The organism is Desulfobacterales bacterium, from assembly GCA_028704555.1.
GTDB lineage: Bacteria > Desulfobacterota > Desulfobacteria > Desulfobacterales > JAQWFD01 > JAQWFD01.
In genome coordinates, this window is the sequence record JAQWFD010000031.1 from 1 (window position 1) to 21,566 (window position 21,566).

At 47.9% G+C, this 21,566-nt stretch carries 17 protein-coding genes and 1 riboswitch; of the genes, 9 read left to right on the forward strand and 8 right to left on the reverse strand.

Annotated elements, in window-relative coordinates:
- The 3 genes from PHQ97_11595 to PHQ97_11605 form a co-directional block, all read right to left on the reverse strand.
- The coding region (locus PHQ97_11595; protein ID MDD4393375.1) for a serine protease at positions 1 to 649 on the reverse strand (649 nt) is incomplete at its 3' end.
- Between the two features lie 423 nt (positions 650 to 1,072).
- Positions 1,073 to 2,125: a peptidoglycan-binding protein gene (locus tag PHQ97_11600; GenBank protein MDD4393376.1), complete on the reverse strand. Its 1,053-nt coding sequence runs from the start codon at positions 2,123 to 2,125 to the stop codon at positions 1,073 to 1,075.
- A gap of 853 nt (positions 2,126 to 2,978) precedes the next feature.
- Positions 2,979 to 5,252 carry a Tex family protein gene (locus PHQ97_11605; protein MDD4393377.1) on the reverse strand — a complete coding sequence of 758 codons (2,274 nt, stop codon included), beginning with the start codon at positions 5,250 to 5,252 and terminating at the stop codon, positions 2,979 to 2,981.
- 603 nt (positions 5,253 to 5,855) lie between these two features.
- Here PHQ97_11605 and PHQ97_11610 point away from each other — a divergent pair.
- From PHQ97_11610 to thiL, 6 genes are all read left to right on the forward strand, one after another.
- Positions 5,856 to 6,572, forward strand: coding sequence for a hypothetical protein (locus tag PHQ97_11610; GenBank protein ID MDD4393378.1), 717 nt, complete (start codon positions 5,856 to 5,858; stop codon positions 6,570 to 6,572).
- Between the two features lie 3 nt (positions 6,573 to 6,575).
- Entirely contained in the window at positions 6,576 to 7,421 is an 846-nt protein-coding gene (locus tag PHQ97_11615; GenBank protein ID MDD4393379.1) for a DUF350 domain-containing protein, read from the forward strand.
- Positions 7,387 to 8,967: a polyamine aminopropyltransferase gene (locus tag PHQ97_11620; protein MDD4393380.1), complete on the forward strand. Its 1,581-nt coding sequence runs from the start codon at positions 7,387 to 7,389 to the stop codon at positions 8,965 to 8,967. The genes PHQ97_11615 and PHQ97_11620 overlap by 35 nt, the downstream gene beginning before the upstream one ends.
- 174 nt (positions 8,968 to 9,141) lie before the next feature.
- Positions 9,142 to 9,240, forward strand: a riboswitch (TPP riboswitch).
- A 96-nt stretch (positions 9,241 to 9,336) separates the two neighbouring features.
- On the forward strand, positions 9,337 to 9,963 hold the full coding sequence (gene thiE, locus PHQ97_11625; GenBank protein MDD4393381.1) for a thiamine phosphate synthase: 627 nt from the start codon (positions 9,337 to 9,339) through the stop codon (positions 9,961 to 9,963).
- Positions 9,964 to 10,180: 217 nt separating this feature from the next.
- Positions 10,181 to 11,488 (forward strand): phosphomethylpyrimidine synthase ThiC, encoded by a 1,308-nt coding sequence (gene thiC, locus PHQ97_11630; protein MDD4393382.1) that lies wholly within the window; start codon positions 10,181 to 10,183, stop codon positions 11,486 to 11,488.
- On the forward strand, positions 11,478 to 12,473 hold the full coding sequence (gene thiL / locus PHQ97_11635; protein ID MDD4393383.1) for a thiamine-phosphate kinase: 996 nt from the start codon (positions 11,478 to 11,480) through the stop codon (positions 12,471 to 12,473). The genes thiC and thiL overlap by 11 nt, the downstream gene beginning before the upstream one ends.
- A 305-nt stretch (positions 12,474 to 12,778) precedes the next feature.
- Here thiL and PHQ97_11640 read toward each other — a convergent pair whose 3' ends face one another.
- From PHQ97_11640 to PHQ97_11650, 3 genes are read right to left on the reverse strand one after another with little or no spacing between them, the layout of a single operon-like run.
- On the reverse strand, positions 12,779 to 13,666 hold the full coding sequence (locus PHQ97_11640; protein MDD4393384.1) for a phosphatidylglycerol lysyltransferase domain-containing protein: 888 nt from the start codon (positions 13,664 to 13,666) through the stop codon (positions 12,779 to 12,781).
- 13 nt (positions 13,667 to 13,679) lie between these two features.
- A complete protein-coding gene (locus PHQ97_11645; GenBank protein MDD4393385.1) occupies positions 13,680 to 13,964 on the reverse strand; it encodes an MOFRL family protein in 285 nt (94 codons plus the stop codon).
- Between the two features lie 25 nt (positions 13,965 to 13,989).
- A complete protein-coding gene (locus tag PHQ97_11650; GenBank protein MDD4393386.1) occupies positions 13,990 to 14,439 on the reverse strand; it encodes a hypothetical protein in 450 nt (149 codons plus the stop codon).
- Between the two features lie 208 nt (positions 14,440 to 14,647).
- On the opposite strand from PHQ97_11650, the gene PHQ97_11655 reads away from it, so the two are divergent.
- Positions 14,648 to 15,298, forward strand: coding sequence for a YqgE/AlgH family protein (locus PHQ97_11655; GenBank protein MDD4393387.1), 651 nt, complete (start codon positions 14,648 to 14,650; stop codon positions 15,296 to 15,298).
- A gap of 46 nt (positions 15,299 to 15,344) precedes the next feature.
- On the opposite strand, the gene PHQ97_11660 is transcribed toward PHQ97_11655, so the two are convergent.
- A complete protein-coding gene (locus tag PHQ97_11660; protein ID MDD4393388.1) occupies positions 15,345 to 15,506 on the reverse strand; it encodes a hypothetical protein in 162 nt (53 codons plus the stop codon).
- 701 nt (positions 15,507 to 16,207) lie between these two features.
- Here PHQ97_11660 and PHQ97_11665 point away from each other — a divergent pair.
- Together PHQ97_11665 and PHQ97_11670 are read left to right on the forward strand one after the other, a co-directional pair.
- A complete protein-coding gene (locus tag PHQ97_11665; GenBank protein MDD4393389.1) occupies positions 16,208 to 18,493 on the forward strand; it encodes a dynamin family protein in 2,286 nt (761 codons plus the stop codon).
- A gap of 249 nt (positions 18,494 to 18,742) precedes the next feature.
- On the forward strand, positions 18,743 to 18,967 hold the full coding sequence (locus PHQ97_11670) for a flagellar basal body rod C-terminal domain-containing protein (GenBank protein ID MDD4393390.1): 225 nt from the start codon (positions 18,743 to 18,745) through the stop codon (positions 18,965 to 18,967).
- Between the two features lie 8 nt (positions 18,968 to 18,975).
- Here PHQ97_11670 and PHQ97_11675 read toward each other — a convergent pair whose 3' ends face one another.
- The gene (locus PHQ97_11675) at positions 18,976 to 21,426 is read right to left on the reverse strand and encodes a heavy metal translocating P-type ATPase (protein ID MDD4393391.1); all 2,451 of its coding nucleotides are present in this window, start codon (positions 21,424 to 21,426) and stop codon (positions 18,976 to 18,978) included.
- Between the last annotated feature and the right edge of the window lie 140 nt (positions 21,427 to 21,566).

A 21,566-nucleotide genomic window follows, 5' to 3' on the forward strand; every position in this document is an offset into this window, starting at 1 on the left:
CCCCTCTCATATTTAACATCGGCCCTCCGCTGTTTCCGGGCTGGATGGGCACGGTCGTCTGATATGTCATGGGATCATCGCGGAGACCGTTTGCAGAGCTGATAATACCGATTGACAGCTTGGGGGTTTTCCCCATGATATCGATGCGGGGAAACCCGATGGTAAACACGCTGGCTCCCAGTCCGGCCTGCAGGTCAGATAATGGAAGCGCCGGTGGGAGCTTTCCCCGGTCGTAGACTTCAAGCAGTGCGATGTCATTGACTTCATCCCGCGCCACGGTCCAGGCACGGAATTTTTGTCCAAACGAGTCGACCAGAAGCACATTCGTAGAGTCCGCGATCACGTGGTTGTTCGTGACGACATAGCCGGACTCAATCGGCCATGCGGTTCCCAGTGATGCCCCGATAAACAGATCGGGTGAAACAGATGCGCGGGCAGGGGAATTGGATGCCTCAATCTGGCGCCCCTCCCGGATGTTTTTTAGATAAGAGGTTGCAGACGGCAACGCTCTGTCATGCGCTAATGGCTGTGATGACAGGATGCTTGATGGCGGTGTTTCTGCAGGAAGAACAGATGGAAATGCAGCGATCAATGTCAGCAGGATCAGAAGACCCGTGAGGCGCAGGCGCGACGTAAGCGTGGTGTTCATTAAATATCTCCCTCCATGTATCGAACTGACCGGCGACGGATTTTAAGGACTGCCATCTTAAAAAGCTGTCTCCGGCATAATTAAAACGGCGTATTTTAATATATACGGAATCAAAATGGAAGGTTTAATTGATAGCAGAACGTCTTCGTCAACGGATGGTGCAGAAGCCGGATTGACCTCTATTCCGCTGTTTTAAATCTGATTTGTGCCGGCGGGGCTGAAGATTCCCAAAGACGCATGTACCGGAGAAACGGTTTGCCGATGATGGCGTGCGGATTGGAAAAATGGAAATTACCCCGCATGGGAGGGCCGCCATGCGGGGTAATCGAGAGGCAGAGACAAACGCGGGTGAATCCAGGCTTTGTACAAACAGGTTAATTCTGTATCTGACGGAGGGCATGTCTGAGCAGGTCGGAAGCTGAATTATCTGATGTTCAGACTTTCAATGGTTTCATACGTTAACGCACCGGTAGCCAGTTGCTTTGTCTGTTGATAGGATTTTATGGCAGCATTGGTCCTGGGTCCGATGACGCCATCAATGGGCCCTGGATTATGGCCGGCAGAGAGCAGTGCTTTTTGCAGTTTGGAAACCAGCTGAGGGGTCACATTGGTTTTGCACAGGATTCTTCTCCATTCCATATGCTCATCGTCAACTTTAACGGTTTTGGAAACTGTCTGATATTCTTCAGGTATGGGAATGCGCTTTACGTCTGCCGGGTTGATTTCCTTCAAGACCTTGACGGTTTTGTACTGGGCGGGAATTTCAATTTCTTCCACCCTTGCCGGTTCCTTGAGCACGTGTTTTTGAACGGTTTTGTATGACGCCGGTATCTCAACCAGGCACATGATTTCGCCAGTTGCGTTATCAACCTTCTCTATGGGACCGCTGCCCTTTTTCCATACCTGATGCGCTTCCTTAGCCAGTATTTTTTCTTCGACAATTTGATATCTGGCCGGAATTTCCATGAGTTTTTTTGAGGCTTCCTTTACGAGCACTTTTTCTTCGACCCATTCATACTTGGCCGGAATGATTTCTATTTTCTCCGAGCTTTCGTTTTTGAGAACTTTTTCCATTACCGTTTTGTATTTAGCCGGAATAAATACTTTTGCATAGCATTCACCTGCTTTTGCTTCTGTCGGGAATAAACTGCATGCTTCAGCCATTTTGCTTTTTTGAGCCATTTCAAATTGTTTCTGCTCGAGTTGTACTCGTTGAAGTTCCTTTTCAAAGGTCTGCTTTTCAGCTCTGAGTTCTGCATTGGCTTTCTCTGATCTGACCAGTTCGGATTCATTCTGTCTGACAGCTGCTTTCAGTTCGCTGGCGGTGCTTTTAATGGCTTTGAGTTCCTGGTCCTTCTGTGAGATCTGGCCTTCAAGCTGGCTGAGCCTTGCGCTCTGTGTGGTGCCGCATCCTAAGGCAGTCATCATCATGCATGACAGACCGAAAATGAGTACATAATTGATTTTTGTTTTCATCGTTTATCTCCTTTCGGGTATGGGTTGCTTTCTAAAGGGTTATTCAGCCGTGAAGTCATAAGTCTATCTTGTTTGCTGCCGGTCGTTTGCCAGTATGGATTTGCGTGATTGAATATTTCGCGGTTTATCCGGAAAAATCGCCGGTCAGGAATCATTTGTCCGGCTTTTGCCGGCTACAGGACCGAAAGCCCGGGTCGATAACCCTGAAGGCCCTTCGTTGAGGGCGGTCTGTTAATGGCGTTTATCGGTTTTCAGAATGATCTTACGTCTAAAAATCCATTTTTTTAATCCAGATATCGGCAATGACGAAATGCAATATGATGTATCCGAATCTTTGCGGCTTTCTCAATTATTGACTGGGCGCTGTGTTAACATTCGTATGGTGAGAGATACTGTTTAAAAGAAAGGAAAGGTGATTGTTCATACAGTGTAAGCGTATAAATCCGATGCGCTGATAATGCTGTTATCAATTATCATAATAGCAAGTGCGTTTTTGTGTCAAGTTGAAAACAGTAAGCTCAGGGTGGCAATGATTGAATACCGGTATTAAAGACGGGGGCATTTGTCATCGAATGAATGAAGAAAGTCCCTGAACAAAAGCAGCCCTTTTTTTCATGTGCGTCAGGCGAAAATCTTAATTCTCAAAATACTGAAAGTTGATGGCTATGTAAAAAGTCATATTCAGCCCTTATTTGTCGTTTTACTAAAAAGAGAAGTCCAGTTATTTCAATATGCTCTGGATTCCCTCCGCGCGGGAATGACGGGCGTGGGCAGTTTTTACGAGTTCATCAAAGTTGTGCGGTAAAATTTTCGCCTGCCGGGCTCCGGAAAAATAAGGGGTTTCATTCAGTCACTAATTCTTTTTGAATATGTCGGCAAACGGATTGTTAAACGGGGAATGGCCTCCATTTTTTTCGCTCCCGCTTCCGTGCTTATCGGATTTCTTTTTTGGGGGAGAGGACACGGGCTTGGCCTTCGCCGGTTTTTTTTGCTCCGGGGTGGTTTTCATGGAAAGCGAAATCCGGTTTCTTTCCAGATCGACCTCCAATACGGTGACAGTGACTTTTTGATTCACTTTGACAATATCGGCAGGATTTTTGACAAATCTGTCTGAGAGCTGGCTGATATGGACCAGACCATCCTGGTGAACGCCGATATCCACGAAGGCACCGAAAGCGGTAACATTGGTTATGATCCCGGGAAGCTGCATGTCCGGGGTCAGATCTTTGATTTCGTTGATTTCGCTTTTAAATGCAACGGACTCAAACGTGTCTCTGGGGTCGCGGCCGGGTTTTGCCAGCTCTGCGAGTATATCCCTGAGCGTCGGGATGCCGATGGCCTCGGTGACATACCGGCTGATATCAAGGCGGTTTCTCAGCGATGGGGTTTGAATGAGTTGCTTTACCGTACAGGCAAGATCCGTTGCCATGGTGTATACCACGGGGTAACTTTCCGGATGGACGGCGCTGCCATCCAGAGGATTTTCACCATCGAGTATTCTTAAAAAACCGGCACATTGTTCAAAAGCCTTCGGGCCCAGCCTGGGGACCTTTTTTAATTGTTCCCGGTTTAGAAACGGACCGTTTTCATTTCGGTAGGTTACGATATTTCTGGCAAGCTGCGTACCCAGACCGGATACATAGGTCAGCAGCTGAACGCTGGCCCTGTTGACGTCGACCCCGACCCCATTGACACAGCTGATGACCACGTCATCGAGTGCCTGCTTTAATGCGCTCTGGTCGACATCGTGCTGGTACTGACCCACGCCAATGGATTTGGCATCGATTTTGACCAGTTCGGACAGCGGGTCCATCAGCCGTCTTCCAATCGAGACGGCTCCCCGGATCGTCAGATCAAGGTCCGGGAATTCCTCCCGGGCGGTCTCGGATGCCGAATATATTGAAGCGCCGCTTTCATTGACCATCACAATCTGAATATCTTCAATAAACGGAAGGGATTTGATGAATGCCTCGGTTTCCCTGCCGGCGGTTCCGTTGCCAACGGCAATCGCCTCAATCTGATATGTGCTGCACAGTTTCTTGATTTTTTCAGCCGCCTCCCGGCTTTGTTTTTCCGACATATGAAGATAAAACGTGTCATAGTGAAGGAGTTTTCCCTGCGGGTCAAGGCACACGGCTTTGCAACCTGTTCGGAAACCGGGATCGATTCCCATAACCCGTCTGGGTCCCAATGGAGGCGACAACAGGAGCTGACGGAGATTTTCGGCAAATATGTCAATGGCTTCTGCATCTGCTCTTTCTTTTGTGGCGACTCTGATTTCGGTTTCCATGGATCTGGAAAGAAGCCTCTTATAACTGTCTCTGACGGCGAGTCTTACCTGGCTTGCGTCTTTCCCGTCTCCCGTGACAAACAGGTCATCGAGTAAGCTGACGGCAACTTCTTCCGGCGGAGCAATGCCGAGATTGAGGATATCCTCATTTTCTCCTCTTCGCATCGCCAGTATACGGTGGGAGGGAGCCGTAGTTACCGGTTCCTGCCAGTCAAAATAATCTTTGTATTTTGTCCCGCTGGTTTCCATTCCGTCTATGACCCGGCTGTGAAACGTGCCTTTTGTTGCAAACAGGAGCCGTAGTTTTGCGCGGGCTTCGGAATGTTCATTGATGATTTCGGATATGATATCCCGTGCGCCTGAAAGTGCATCATCAACCGAGCCGACCCCTTTTTCCGGATCGATAAAGGCAGATGCCTGTTCGGCAGGATCTATCCCGGTCTGTTTAATAATAAGCAGTGCAAGTGGTTCAAGCCCCTTTTCCCTGGCGATGGTGGCCCTTGTCCTTCGCTTGGGTTTATAGGGCAGGTAAATATCTTCCAGCTCTGAAATCGTCAGGGCGCCGCTTACCTTTTCATTGAGTTCATCGGTCAGGTGGCCGTGCTGCTGAAGAGATTTTAATACGGCCTCTTTTCGGGCCTCCAGTTCAAAAAGCTGCTTGATGCGGTCCCGGATTGCGGTAATGGCCACTTCATCCAGACTGCCGGTGGCTTCTTTCCGGTATCGTGCGATAAAAGGAACGGTTGCATCCTGATCCAGGAGTTGTGCAACGGCTGCTACCTGAGATTCAGATAAATTCAGTTCGGATGATATTTTGGAGATGTGTGATGTGCTCATGATAGTCCGTTACGAAAGATTATGTGGTTTGGTTGAAAAAATATATTTCATGAGGCATGGCGCCTGATCCGGAACAAAATGCCCATATAGATGCTTGATGCTTTAATGTCAAGGGAAAGATGACCGGCCTGCGGCGGATATGAATGGAAGCGGGCCTCCGCCATTGCGTTGAGACCGACTGTAAAAGAACTGAACGAGGCAACGGATTTGTTTGAAATAAAGGGTTTGATCAATAACTGCGGTCATAATGTCACGAGGTCCGTCCCGCCCATTGCCGGCTTCTCCAGCACGATCCGGGGATGCCGGGCCCATGAAGCTAAAGCGCAAAAACTCGGCACGCCTCAAACCGTTTGCGCTTCTTAACGCTTCATGGCCCCGACATCTTTTCCCCGGATCGTGCCATGTCGTACGCCGGCAACGGGCGGAACTCAGAGCCTGCGAACGGTAAAATATGGCCGCAGTTATGATCAAGCCCGAAATAAAAAAAATATCTGGTGATATTTTTGAATGTGGTTTAGTACGGGGTTGACCGGTACAGGCTTCTTTGTTAAAGGATACGGTAAAATGAATTTAATTTTTACTAAAAAACAGAGGAATCAATTAATGATTCGATCCTCAGCACGTAAGCCGCTGCTATACAGTCTGGTTATTTCGGCCGTTGCCCTTGTGATGTGTTATGGCTGCGGTACAGGTTCCCGGGAAGTGCCGCTTGACCGGATAACGTCCTCGCTTCGGGATGCACCGGTCTGGTCTGTGCTTCTGGAGGATATGAAAGAGGAAGGGAATTTTATAAAAAAGTATTATCACCGGTATCGAATTGTCCGGGAAGATAACGTGTCGACAACCGAATGGCTTGAAGTCCCCGAGAATTATTACCGGCAATATGAAAAATTTCTCGGAATGAGTCTCGTATCCAAAACAGATGGTAAGGAAAGCGCATCTGTTGCCCCGCCGGGATATTCCTTTGTGGGGGATGCCCGATACGGGCAATGGGCTCAGGACAGCAGGGGCAATTCATTCTGGGAATTTTACGGAAAGTACGCTTTGTTTAAAAGTTTGTTAGGCGGTTGGTATCGGCCGGTGTATCAGAGGGACTATGATGACTATCAGCGATCCAAATCCCGCGGAGCGCCATATTTTGGCCGGAATAACGAGTACGGTACATCCGGAACGGTTGCAAAAAGCGCAAAACCGGATTTTTTTAAGCGGCGGATGGCCATTCAGCAGTCAAAACAGTCGTCTTTTTCAAATAAAGTTTCCAAACGAATCGGTCGGACCCGGACAAGTTATCGTTCCCGGGCCGGCGGCCTGGGGAAATAGCATATGAATCTGGATCAATTTATCACAGCCATCGTACTGATCGGGATATTCTATCTGATTTTTTTTATCGGTAAAATTGTGTACGGGTGGATACATTGGGACTATGACCTGACAGAAGAACTGGTGCAAAAAGATAATCCGGCTGTTGCCCTCAGCGTGGGAGGGTATTATCTCGGGCTGGTGATCGCCGTTGGCGGTATTTTAGTGGGGCCTGATCAGACAATCGTGGATGAGCTGATCGATTTGTGTGTTTACGGACTGATGAGTATCCTCCTCCTGAATGTTTCCTGGTTTCTCTGTGACAAATTCATTTTATACCGGTTCAAGATGAACGATGAACTGATCCGGGATCAGAACCCCGGAACCGGCGTGGTTTCCTTCGGGGTCAGCGTCGCGTCCGGTCTGGTCATTTATGGATCGGTATCCGGGGAAGGCGGTAATATATGGACGTCGATTGCCTTCTGGGCGATCGGCCAGGTCATGCTGATAGCAGCGGGACTCGTCTATAACCGGATGATTCCCTATGATCTTCACGAACAGATCGAAAAAGACAACGTGGCGGCCGGTGTGAGTTTTGCCGGGGCGCTGATTGCGATGGGTGTCATTGTAGGGCTTGCGGCAGAGGGAGATTTTGAATCCTGGTCCGCGGATTTATCCGGCTTTATTCTGGTATCCCTTTCAGGCCTTGTTTTATTGCCCGTCATTCGATTTCTGACAGATAAAATCCTGATTCCCACGGTGAGCCTTTCGGATGAAATTGCCAGGCAGGAAAAGCCGAATGTGGGAGCAGCGTATATAGAGGCGATTTCCTACATTGCAGCATCCTTTATTATCTACTGGTGTGTATAAGACCTCAGATTTCAGTACCATTCTTAAAATATGTCTGTTTGCGACCGGTTGTGCAGGCATTGTAGCCGAGTTTGTTCTTTCGACTCTGGCAACCTACCTGCTCGGCAACGCCGTGTTTCAATGGACGGTTGTCATGTCCCTGATGCTTTTTGCCATGGGCATCGGCAGCCGGATCAGCCGATGGTTTCAGACCAATCTCCTTGAGTGGTTCATTACCGCAGAATTTTTTCTGTCGATTTTATGTGCCATGAGTGCCGAGCTTGCTTATGGCATGGCAGCCTATACCAACTATATCGGTCTGCTGATTTACGTTCTGTCCTTTATGGTCGGAAGCCTCATCGGCCTTGAAATTCCCCTGGTGGCCCGCCTGAATGAGTCCTGTGAGGAACTTCGGATCAATATCTCCGGGGTTATGGAAAAAGATTATTTCGGATCTCTCGTAGGGGGCCTGGTTTTTGCCTTTGTTGCGCTTCCTTATCTGGGCCTTACCTATACCCCGATCGTATTGGGAACCGTTAATTTTCTGGTTGCCTCTTTGATGTTGTTCAAATGTGCCCATCTGTTGAAAAAAAAAGCGGTTCTGTTTAGTTTTTTTTCAATCACGCTGGTGATGCTTATCTGTTTGGGGATGTTTGCCAAGCCTGTCATCCGTTACGGGGAACAGGTCAAATATAAAGATAAAATTATTTATTCGGGGCAGAGCCTCTACCAAAAAATCGTGTTGACCCAATGGAAAAAGTATTACTGGCTTTATATCAATGGGCAGGAACAGTTTTCCACCTTTGATGAAGAAAAATATCATGAACCGCTGGTCCATCCGGCAATGAAACTGTCCCATGATGCGACAAACGTCCTGATTGTCGGGGGCGGCGACGGACTGGCTTTGCGGGAAGTGTTCAGGCATGATCAGGTCCGGACGGTTACCCTGGTGGATCTGGATCCGGCCATGACAAACCTGGCCAAAACCCATCCGGTATTGCTTTCCATCAATCAAGGCGCCATGCTCAGCCCCAGGGTGCGTATCGTTAACGAAGATGCGGCAAAATTTATCGGAGTCGATGACAAACTTTACGGGGTAATCATCATTGATCTGCCGGATCCGGATTCAGTAGATTTGATGCATGTGTATTCGGAAAGTTTTTACCGGATGCTTCGACGGCATTTGATACGCGGGGGGGCTCTGGTGACTCAGGCCACCAGTCCGTATTTTTCAAGAGACGCGTTTTTATGCGTGCTGAAAACTATTCGTGCGGCCGGATTTTCGGCAGTACCCTATCACAATCAGGTCCCGACCATGGGTGAATGGGGATGGGTCATCGGTGTGAGGGATGAAGATGCCGATGAAACAACTATTAAACGTGTGCTGATGAATGAAACTTTTTCAGACATTCAAACCCGGTTTATCAATGCGGATGCCATGATATCGATGATGCTTTTCGGCAAAGGGGTCCTGGATGACGCCCGGTTTAAGGGCATCAAGGTCAATTCGGAGGCAAAGCCGGTCCTCACCCGGTACTATAAGGCAGGTTCCTGGGGAATGTACTGAACAGTCGTTTTCCGATGCCTGCGTCGGTGTTATATTTAAATCATTATGTCGAATTACGGTTGACTAAGACAGTTAAAATTGCTATCTGAACAAATTGTAAGACAATCCGGATAACAATTAATCAGAGCGGTTCTTTTAAAGTGTGTGTATCATCATGCAATACATGATGATGTTATTTCGTGTTAGGGGTGCCCGTCGAATCAAACAGGCTGAGATAAAACCCTTTAACTTGAACTGGATAATTCCAGCGTAAGGAAACACTGAAAGCCGATAATCAAAAGCAGGTGTCAGCTTCCGTTTCGCTGTCGCCTGCTTTTTTTGTTTTGAGGGTACCGAATTCAGCATATCATTTTTACAGGAAGATTATTTATGAAACACAGATCAGCCATTTTTAACACGGACAGGAGCGATATTTATTATTTTGCAGATAATATAGCGCTTTGCCGGCGCCTGCTCGACAGCGGGGCCAAAATCATTCAGCTCAGAGAAAAGACCATCGATGACCATGCGTTTCATGACCTTGCAAGCGAGATGCTGGCTCTGGTCAATCGGTATGAAAATGCCGCTTTGATCATCAATGATCGTGTGGATATCGCGATGGATATCCATGCACATGGCATTCACATCGGTCAGGGAGATGAGTCCTTTCAGGAGGTTATTTCCAGGGTACCTGATGATATGGTTGTCGGCGTATCGGTCGGCAATGTCGAAGAAGCTCTGGCGGCTGAACGTTTTGGTGCAGGGTATATCGGGGCGGGCGCCATATTCCCGACGGCGTCCAAATCGGATGCCTCTGTGATCGGCATTGAAATGCTTCGCCAGATCGTAAGCTGCTCAGATATTCCGGTGGTGGCCATTGGGGGTATCACAAAAGACAATATCGTACAGGTAAGGGACGCCGGGGCTCATTATTTTGCCATGATATCTGAAGTCAATGACTCGGCGGATATTTCTGCCAGGATTAATGAACTGTTGTCGTTGATTGGATCAAGATAGCGCCCTGCGGGCGGACTTAGGACCGCTATCGCTTGAGGATCACTTCGTTTGAGGCAAAAGACAAGAAACAGGAAGCTTTTATCCTATAGCATTCTCAAGGGATCAACGCTACCGGTCCTCAAGTGTAGCGTTCTTCTGCATGTAACATTTTGATAAGATTAATTAAAAACGGAAATTCCTGGTCTGTAGATTTATATATCATCTGAAAGGAAATACGATGAGTACAGTGATTGATGAATTGAAACAGGGGGGTATCCCGGAGTTTGTCAGAAAAATCGCCGCGGATGAAGCCATTGATCCGCAGCAGCTCATTGACGATATCCTCAACGGCTATGTGGTGGTGTCGAGAAACAACCGTCATACGGAATTTGATCCGATCGGTATCGGCAAAGGCACACGGATCAAAGTGAATGCCAATATCGGCACCTCTCCGACGCAGTGCGATTTCAGCGATGAAATCGTGAAGGTAAAAGCCGCTATAGACAGTGGGGCGGATGCGGTCATGGATTTATCCATCGCCGGGGATATCAGCGGATTCCGGCAGGCGGTTACCAGCGAGTGCAATATTACCCTCGGTACGGTCCCCATCTATGAAGCGATGATCGGATTGGACAATCCCGCAGAGCTTACCATTGACCGGTTTCTGGATGTAGTCAGAAAGCAGGCCGAAGAAAAAGTGGATTTTATGACCATTCATGCCGGCCTGCTTCAAAAGCATATTCCCCTGGCCGATCATCGGCAGCTGGGTGTGGTCAGCCGGGGCGGTTCCATTATGGTGAACTGGATGCGGCACCACCGGGAAGAAAGTTTTTTGTACAGGCATTTTGATGAGATTCTCAAAATCGCGTACGCGTACGACATTACCATGTCGCTTGGCGATGGGCTTCGGCCCGGATGTACGGCCGATGCCAATGATGCCGCTCAGTTCGGGGAGCTTGAAGTCCTTGGGGAGCTGGTTCAGCGTTGCCGGGATGCCAATGTGCAGGTCATGGTGGAAGGCCCGGGGCATGTGCCCCTGCATCTGATTGAAGAAAATATCCGTAAACAGAAAACCATCTGCAATGGTGCGCCGTTTTATGTGCTGGGGCCGCTGGTCATCGATTACGCGGCCGGGTATGATCATATCGCCGGTGCGATCGGGGGCGCGCTGGCTGCCTATTTTGGTGCTGATTTTCTCTGTTACCTTACGCCGGCTGAGCATTTGAGACTGCCGGATATAGATGATGTCCGGGAAGGGGTGATCGCTTCAAAAATCGCGGCCGCTGCCGTGGATTTAAGCCGGAAAAACAAGAAAGAGGTTCAGAGAAATCTGGAAATCTCACAGGCCAGAAAGGATTTTAACTGGGACGCTCAGCAGAAATTATCCATTGACCCGGTAAAATTCGAAGCGTATGTGGATAAGGTGAAACTGGATGAGAGCAAAAACGAAGAGCACGCCTGCTCCATGTGCGGTCAGTGGTGTGCGATCCGGAGAGCCAGAGAAAATCAGGGCGGGTCAGATTCGGGGAAACAACATGTATATTAAGGATATCGGTGGAGAATTTGCTTTAATCGGCCGACTGGCGCATATGGTTCCGGTTGACCATGACCAGGTGGTTGTGGGAATCGGAGATGATGCGGCCGTTTTAAAATCGGGCAATGATCCGGACCAGTATATTCTGGTAACGACCGATACGCTTGTGGCAGACGATCATTTCAAGCTTTCGTGGGCCCGGCCGGATCAGATCGGCATCAAAGCGGCCGAATGCAATATCAGTGATATCGCCGCCATGGGCGGGACGCCGGTCTGCCTGTTTGTATCCCTGGTGCTGACACCCCGGACAACCGTACAGTGGGTGGAGCAACTCTACAGTGGCCTGGCCGAATCATGCCGGAATCATCATGCGGTGATTGCCGGAGGCGATACCACCCATGGATCGGTGATTACGATCGGTATAACGGTGCTGGGAACGGTGCCGCGTGAGCATCTTTGTTTGCGAAGTCATGCCAGGGCCGGAGATCTTCTGGCGGTTACCGGCATGCTGGGCGCTTCCGGGGCCGGGCTCAGGCTGCTGACGGAACAAAAACCGGTTTCCCCTTATTTGATGGAAAAGCATCTGACCCCTCGATGCCGGATGGATGCCGCCCGTCATCTGGCGCCCATTGTCCATGCAATGATCGATATCAGTGACGGACTGGCATCGGAAGTAAATCATATCTGCAACCGGAGTAATGTGGGGGCGTGTGTGTATGCGGATCAGATTCCTCTGCATCCGGATGTGATCGAAGCCGGGAAAACACTGGGTGTAAATCCGGTGGAGTTTGCGTTAAACGGCGGCGAAGATTTTGAGCTGCTCTTTACCGTTTCTCCGGATAACGTGGACCGACTGGATCGGACCGGGGTAAAATATCATGTGGTGGGAAAGATCAGGCCTGCCAGCGAGGGCCGGTTTCTTGTTGACCCCTCACAGAAACCCGTCGTGCTGAAGGGCGGGTATAATCATTTTAATGACACCCGGCCGCAATCCTGAGGGGCACCTATCAACGGGCGGATCAAGATCAAAATATCTGAAGACAAAAACGATCTGACGCGGGCCGTGCCCGCAACCCGATTTCCATGGAGTTGCCGTTACAAAAACTCTTTAATTTTATACCGCCCGTTTGCTTCGCTCTCTCGAGGCATAGAGATCTCAGAGACCAAAACCACCGTTTCGAGGCTCTGCGTTCTGCGCGTCTCGAGCGAAGCGGGCGGTAACTATAACGGGAAAAATTTTGTTTTTTTGACAGAGTTTAAGGAATAAGGCCCCTAAAGGGGCTCACTGTTCCGGGGCTCATGTCACGACTCCCGGATGACTACCCGGAATTTATGGACAAAGCCAGCTGGCACGTAAGATAACTTGGCCTTTCGCAGGCCCGGATCGCCAAGGTCCTGTTCCCGGTTGACGAAGGAAAAAGGATGGTTCGAGTGCTCCAGGAACATCTGGTTGATGGCCTGATAGGCGCCCTTGTAATTTGGATCGGCTTTTTCAAAATGAATTAGAACCGTATCGTCCGTTAACCGTTCGGCTACCGTATAGGCGATGATTGTGTTGCCGGTTGAAATACACCCGCCGGCAATCCCTTCAAATATTTCCCAGTGGGTTAACACGCGTTCAATGGCCCTGTTTTCAGCCGCCAGCGTATCCGAGGATTCGCAATCTCTCCAGGTACACCAGTCCTGTTGCATCTGCCTGGTCAGTTCGATGGTTTCAGTATCTATCTTCCGGTATGTAAAATCGTATCCTTTTTTGAACTGGTTCAGCAGGTTTTTTTTCTTGTGCAGTTTGCTGCCTTTAAGTTCAATCAGTTCGTCTGACAGATAAAGGTAATCCCAGTGGTCTCTGGTATCCTCAATTGCCAGGGCGGTCGGGAGACGGTTTTCCCAGAGCCGAACCAATTGATCCGGCATGCGGGTAAACAGTGCAGGCCTTTTTATATTCCGATCGATGCATGCCTGCCAGTCAATGTCTTCCCATGGGCCAACCGGCGGCCAGTAACAGGCTTCGGGGCGGGTTTGTCTGATCCATACCAGGTTTTCGTCACGGGCCCAGACAAGTCCGTATTCTTCTGCCCATGCCCAGAGATTGATGAAACTGATATCTGAAAATTTTATAGGGCACAGCGCCAGCAGATTCATGTAGTCTTTCTGCTGGCGCAGGTCGATTGCTTTGAATTCAAGTTCCATGCCGGTTCAGGCCTCATCGGATAATCATGATGTGAAGATTTATGACATTGGTATGGGTCGGTCCCGTGATCAGCAAATCACCCAGGCGTTTGAAAAAATGATAGGTATCGTTGTCGGATAGAAATTTGCCGGCTGACAGTTTCATCTGCCGGGCTCTGGAAACGGCGGGGTTGCCAGCAAATGCGCCTGCAGCATCTGTCGGTCGATTCGTACCATCTGTTCCTCCGCTGAGGATGACAATACGTTTCGTACCATCGATATCAGTGGCTGCTGCCAGAGTAAATTCCTGGTTTCTGATACAGGGATAGAAAAATCAACCCGTTTTAATCTACATAATCCCCCCGTTGAAACTTTATTTGTTCCAGTTTCGTCTCCATAAGCAGATGGTCTAACAGTTGCTTCAGCTGAGGTGGACATGTATCGCTGTCAACATATATTGAGTGAAGGGATTCAGCCTGATTCACGAGATTTCTCAGGGTTGGTTCAATTTCTTTCAGGTTGGTTTCAGGATCGTTCAGCTGACGGATGTAGGAATCAAACAGATCCAGCGTCGTGTCCGTTGCACTTTTGAAGGCACGGGCATCGGAGTTAATCGTGCCTGGGGTATGAACTGAACTGATTTCCGGCAGAGTGCCTGCTGAAGGGGTGACAGGAATCTGCTCCGCGGAAGTGTACTGCTGAAGGAGGTCGTGAAATCCGGCGCTCCGGGAGTGACGGATTTTAGTGCAGGTGGGCCTGGCCGATGACAGATGCTCAGGCGAAATGATTTTCATAATGCGGTTGCTCCTGCAGGGGGAATGTATTACTGTTTTTATCGATAACGTTGTTGAAATATAATGAACAGTAACGTAGGCTATTCGTTTTATGGGTATGTATGTTCAGAATATTTTAAATGCCTTCTGAAAAAACAATAAATAATATATATTATTGAACAACGGGCTTTGTCAAAAGATTTGTCAAAAATAAGCCTGGAAACGTGGTATGGATTTGCAGGCGCCGGGAAAAAAGCCGGGTTACGTTGAAACCATCAAAATTCAACCCCATTCTCCGTTTGAGGAAATTATGAAATCAACTTATCTTGAGACGCTCAAGGGGCAATTCCTGATTGCGATGCCCAAGCTGACGGATCCAAATTTTTACAGAACCGTGACATGTGTATGCGAGCATACCGCGCAGGGTGCCCTGGGTATTGTCGTCAATCGTGTTCATTCCTATTTGACTGTAAAGCAAATATTTGAAGAATTTAATCTTCCGGCAGTCTCAGGCACGGAGCGTACCCCGGTATATATCGGTGGCCCGGTTCATATGAATGAGGTGTTTGTCCTTCACGGCCCGCCTTTTGGCTGGAATGGGTGCTTGAATGTTACACCGTCTCTTGCCATGAGCAATACAAATGATGTTATCGAGGCGATATCAAAAGGCGAGGGGCCGCAGTCCTATATCTTCTGCCTGGGCTGTGCAGGTTGGGGTCCGGGGCAGATAGAAGATGAAATGAAACAAAATTCTTGGTTGACGTGCGATGTAACCGAGGAAATAATTTTTCGTGTTTCAAAAGAAAACAGATGGGATGCGGCTCTCAAAACCGTAGGGGTCGATCCATTGCTTCTTTCAGATAGTGCAGGCCGCGCATAATCAATATAAGCAAAGAAAATGGGGAGTTAGTTGTCATGATTGACTGCTATAATTCTCCTTGTTCAGCTGTTTCCTTGTTTTTGGATTTGGGTTTGCGCTTTTTCAGACACACTTTGTCTTTTCTGACAAAAGCGCAAAGCTTTGGATTGTAATATTCTTTGCAATTCAAGGGGTTATATAACGGGCATTCAGGATGTTTTTCGGACATTTTTATAATTTCTCCTTAAAAAAATTCCTTTCTTTTTCAGAATATCTCCCCTTAATGAAAACATATGATCTGAAAAAAATGGCTGGCTTGTGTTCTGAATAAAGCATCATATTTTATATGATGCCAATATTATTTGTTGTCGTAATTTAAAAATCCAATGACCCTGAGGCTTAAGCAGACATAATAAATAGCAAATTTTATTTACCTATAGCATAAAAGGATTGAATTTACAAGGCACCAGTCCATAAATCAGGGAAACAGTGGGTTGCTCAGACGTGTATGTTGATTTTTACTCGATGATAAGGCCGGGTTATTCCTGATTGTAAAAAATGAGAAACGGTCGTTTCTGATATTTGGAAAGTAGATAAGGATTCAGATCCGGGGCGTCACGGTGATGTTCCAGCAGCCGCCTGAAAGCCCTTTCGCAACGCGAGAGATGCTGTATCATTGACTTGCCTGAGGGGTAAAGAGCGCCGCCGGTTTCGTAGAATACGGCAGGTAAATCTGATCTTTTCGGGTTATTTTTTTCAACTGTCAGACTGCTGATACCGGTGTATATCATCCGGCATGGTGACAATGCAACGCCGGAATTGAGTAAATCGCTTTGACAATTCATGTCAGGCAAGGTAGTTAATCACCTGTTGATATTGGCGTTTATTTTTTGGATATACACTCATATTTTATCATAAAAAGAAAAAGCTATGGATGCATACACTTTATTGAAAAACGAGATATTGCAGATCCACCAGGAGCTGTTACATATCAAATCCCGCGCGGCGTCGCTTTCGGCAATGTCTGATCCTTTTTTCGAAGAATGGGGAAATGTATGCCGGGAAACGTTTCAGCATATAACGGAGGATGTTGTTCGTATTGCAGTGGTAGGAACGGTTAAATCGGGTAAGAGTACGTTGATTAATTCAATGTTCAAAGGTGATTATTTAAAGCGCGGGGCGGGCGTTGTAACTTCCATTGTCACCAGAATCCGGTATGGGCAGTCTCTGAAGGCGTTGCTGTATTTTAAATCCTGGGATGAAGTTGCAGACGATATGAACCGGGCTTTGATTTTGTTCCCATCCCCGTCTCGATCTGACAGCGAACGGTTTGATATCAGACGAATTCAGGATCGTCAGAAACTCGAACATGCCATGGGGGAGCTGAAGACCGAGCAGTTTGTGGCCAATGATACGCGAGATGCCAACAGTATCCTGCTGTCTTCCTATCTTAAAGGATATGAGCGAATCAAGGATATCGTATCCCCGGATGGTAAGGTCAGCGTATTTGCCGGTAAAAATTTTCAACGACATAAAGAATTTGTAGGAAATGACAGCCTGGCGGTGTATCTGAAGGATGTATTACTGGAAATCGGTGGCAGTACGCTGGGGGGCGAGCATATAGAGATTGCAGACTGCCAGGGGAGTGATTCGCCAAATCCTCTGCACCTTGCGATGATTCAGGATTATCTGCTTCTCACGCATATGATTGTATATGTCATCAGCAGTCGAACCGGCCTGCGTCAGGCCGATATTAAATTTTTATCCATTATTAAGAAAATGGGGATAATAGATAACATCGTCTTTGTCGTCAACTGCGATTTTAATGAGCATGAAACTCTGGATGATCTGAACAGGCTGCTTGATAAAATCAAAGAAGATCTGTCTTTGATCAAACCAGATCCGGAAATCTATGCTCTCTCCGGACTGTATAATCTGTTTCGGCATTGTGCCGGGAATCTGTCTGAAAAAGATCAATTCAGATTTGATCAATGGGAAAAAGAATCCGATTTCTGCGAATTTTCAGATCAGCAAACCTTGCAGCTTGAATCTTCCCTGGTGAAGAAAATTACTGAGGATCGATATTCTCTGTTGTTGCGGAATCATCTTGAACGTTTTGCGGTTCTTGCCTCCGCCATGGAGCACTGGGGGGCGGTCAGCCAGAAGGTCCTCAGAGAAGATTCAGCTCAGGCCGTAAGCATGATCGAAAAAATTTCGTATCATCAAAACGCCATGATACCGATCCGGGACATGATTCGTACCACACTGGAGGGCGCGGCCGGGAAAATTACTCAAGACATTAAATCGGATATCGACCGATTCTTTGATGCCGGGTATGGAGAAATTCTGAAAGATGTCGGTGAATGGATCCAACGATACTCCATCTCTCATGAAAAATATTTTCAACACCTTGAATCTTCGGGTTTTTCCGGAACACTCTATCTGGTATTTCAGGAATTCAAACAGGCATTGGATGGGTTTATGACAGAGGCGGTCAATCCTAAACTGGTTAATTTCGTCAGGGCCAGGGAGGAGATGGTCGGCCGGTGTTTTGAGACGGTTTGCCGTCCTTATGATGCCATTATCAAAGATGCGCTGGAGCAATATAATGACGCCGTTGAAGCGTTGGGAATATCCAGAATGCCCGTGAAACTCCAGAAAACAGAGACGCCGGATTTTGACTCCATTAAGATCGTCAACAGATTGGCCATTTCACCTGCAACGGCGACCGTGAATTATCGGGCAAAAGTAAGAACTGAGGCCATGATGCGCCTGGGTGCATATCGATTGGTTAATTATTTTAAACGGTTGTTGAAAAAACCGTTTAGTTCCCATCAGGAGGAAGAATATCTGGCGCTTAAAGATGCGCTGCGGCAATTGAAACGGGAAACCCGCATGGCCGTAGCCGCTCATTTCAATGATTATAAGGAAAATTTAAAATTTCAATATATATCAAAACTTGTGGACGCCGTGGGCAAATCATATCAGGAACAGCTGCTATCGCGATTCAACAATTATGGTTCCAGCCTTTTGCAAATGCAACAGATGGTCGATGAAAAACGGATTACCCGACAGGAGGCGTGTGAACTGGTTGAGGCTGTAACGGTATCGTCCCGGCAAGTCCTTGAGCGGATCAGTGACGCGAGAAAACAGCTCGACTCGCCGAAAAAAACTTCAGATATTTTAATGACAGACGATAGTAAATACATAGTATAGGAATTTCTATTTTTTGAGATCAAAAAGAGATAGCCTTTGGTCCGCAGATTGCGTTGAAAATATTATCCACAGATTACGCAGATTACACAGATTAAAAGAAAAGTAAGATAGGTTGGTGTTTGAATTTAAAAATAATCTGTGAAATCTGCGTAATCTGTGGAAAAAAATATTTTAATATTCTGATGTTGCGTAAACAAAATGATAAATAGTTCGTGCTTGATATTGTAAACAAAAAAGTATGGGGGCGTTATGATCAGCTCAGTTTCGAACTCTCTTTCATCTCTGATCAACGAGGGGAAAAAAATGGCGGGGGTGGCAGACCGCATGTCCCGTGCCTTTGATGAGAAGTCCGACATAAGTCTGGAAAAAGAAGTGGCTGACTCAATCGTCATTGAGCAGGGGCATAAAGCCAATATCCGATCGATTCAGGCGCAGGACGAGATGAGCGAAACTCTTCTGGATATTATTGTGTAGCTGGGGGGTTATTTAAACGGGGCATGATAAAGTCTCAAGCTGTTTGAAACAACCGATATGCTGCTCAAAGCCATGGCCATTGCCGCCAGAACCGGGTGAAGGTGCCTTAAAAAGCCGGGGAACATGTCAAAAGGGGCCAAGATTCCTGCGGCCAGGGGTATCAGAATGATGTTGTAGAAAAACGCCCAGAACAGATTCTGCCTGACGGTGTTCATGGTGGCTTTACTGAGCGTGATGGCCCTCGGGATGCCCATCAGGCTGCCGCTTGACAAAATGACATCTGCTGTTTCGATGGCCACATCCGTTCCGGTGCCAATGGCAAAGCCTACGGTCGCCTGAGCCAGCGCCGGTGCGTCATTGATGCCGTCTCCCGCCATCCCGACAATCTTTTTCTGATCCTGCAGTGCTTTGATTGCCGATGATTTTTCTTCCGGGAGTACTTCAGCAATAAGTTCGTCAATGCCGGCCTGTGAGGAAACAGCCCGGGCAGTCTGGATATTGTCCCCGGTGAGCATGACAACATTGAGGTTCTGGCTTCTAAGGCGTTTGACTGCCGCTTTCGAATCGGGTTTTAACCTGTCCGAAACACAAATCAGGCCGCAAAGCATGGATTCTATCACAATGGCAATGACGGTTTTGCCTTCTGCCTGGAGCCTGTTGATCGGTTCACGCCCGGAGGACATGTCGATGCCTTGATCCACAAACCATCGGGGTTTGCCAACCCTCACTAAGGTCCCGTCGATCGTGGCTTCGACGCCAAATCCTCCGAAGGATTTGAAATGCTGAGGTTCCCGGAGGTCGATGTGACGGTTTCGTGCTTCATTGACAATGGCTTTTCCTATAGGATGTTCTGATCCTTTTTCTGCCGAAGCAGCGAACTTCAGGATGTCCTCGCGGGGATAATTATCCGGAAGCAGCGGGATAATTTCAGAAATCCCGGGTTTTCCCTCTGTTATGGTTCCTGTTTTATCCAGTACGATGGTATCGAGTCTGGAGGCCATTTCCAGAGCTGCACTCGTTTTAAACAGGATGCCTTTTTCAGCTCCTTTTCCTGTTCCGGCCATGATGGCCGTGGGGGTTGCCAGCCCCAGCGCACAGGGGCAGGCAATCACCAGAACTGCCACCAGGCGGATCATGGCAGCGACAATATCTCCGGTCGCTATCCACCATATGATAAAAGTGATGAAAGCGATAAAAATGACCGAAGGGACAAATACAGCCGCGACCCGGTCCGCAACAGCCTGAATCGGAGCCTTGCTGCCCTGGGCGTCCTGTACGAGGCGGATAATTTGGGCCAGAGCAGTGTCCTGTCCGACCTTTAATGCGGTGAATTTGAGCATCCCCTCACCATTGATGGTGCCTCCGATAACCGAATCACCATCGGATTTGTCTGCCGGCATGGGCTCCCCGGTAACCATGGATTCATCCACAGATGACTGGCCGGAAACAATCGATCCGTCGGCGGGTATTCTCTCCCCGGGGCGAACCAGGATAATATCTCCGACCTGGACCTGTGATATGGAAATTTCGGTTTCATTGCCGTCTCTGATAATGGTGGCGGTTTTCGGTCGAAGTCCGATCAGTTTTCGAATGGCGCCGCCGGTTTTTCCTTTGGTTCTGGATTCGAGCATTTTCCCCAGTTTTATCAGCGTGATGATGACAGCAGACGTTTCAAAATACACATGAGAGCCCGAAAACTGGAAAGCGACTATAACAACGGAATAGAGGTATGCCACCGAAGAGCCCATGGCGACCAGTACATCCATGTTGGCGGTTTTGTTTCTCAGACTTTTGAATCCTCCGGTATAAAAATCCCATCCCGTGTAGAATTGAACCGGGGTCGCCATCGCCATCAGCAGCCAGTTGACCCAGGCGTTTTGGGCCCAGCTGCCGATCAGGTTGAAATCCCGGCCCATACTAATGATAAAAACGGGCAGAGCAAACAAAACCCCGACAATGAACTTTCGGGTCTGATTTTTGATTTCAGCCTTTCGTGCTGTCTGTTCTGCATCGTCGGATTCGAGTATTCTGTCCGGACTGACAGCCTCAAACCCGGCATTTTTTATGGCAGAAACAATATCTTCTAATGATGAAACCGAAGGAATATATTCCACAGAAACGTGTTCTGTGGCAAAATTCACAGAGGCTTTCAGAACTCCCGGAACGGTTCGGTTTAAAATTCTTTCGATATTCAGGGCGCAGTTGGCGCAGGTCATTCCGATTACCGGAAATTCGGCTTTTGCTGACGGAACGTCGAATCCGGCCTTTTGAATGGTTTCGACAATTGTTTTTAAGTGAACATGCCCGGGATTAAAGGTAATGGACGCCTGTTCGGTGGCAATGTTTACACTGACCTTTAATACACCCTCTATCTTTTGGACAGCGCGTTCAATGTTTAAGGCGCAGTTGGCACATGACATGCCGATAACTGAAAATGCAGCGTTCAGTTCTGACATCATGACAATTCCTTTTAGTTAAATAGTATAGGTCTATTTTTTGATTGATTTTATCAGCTGGTAACCGGTGCGGGGGCTTCGGGCAGGTTCGATCATTCAGGTGAGAATGTCTGCATCTGGTATAAAATCGAATCAGTGACCAC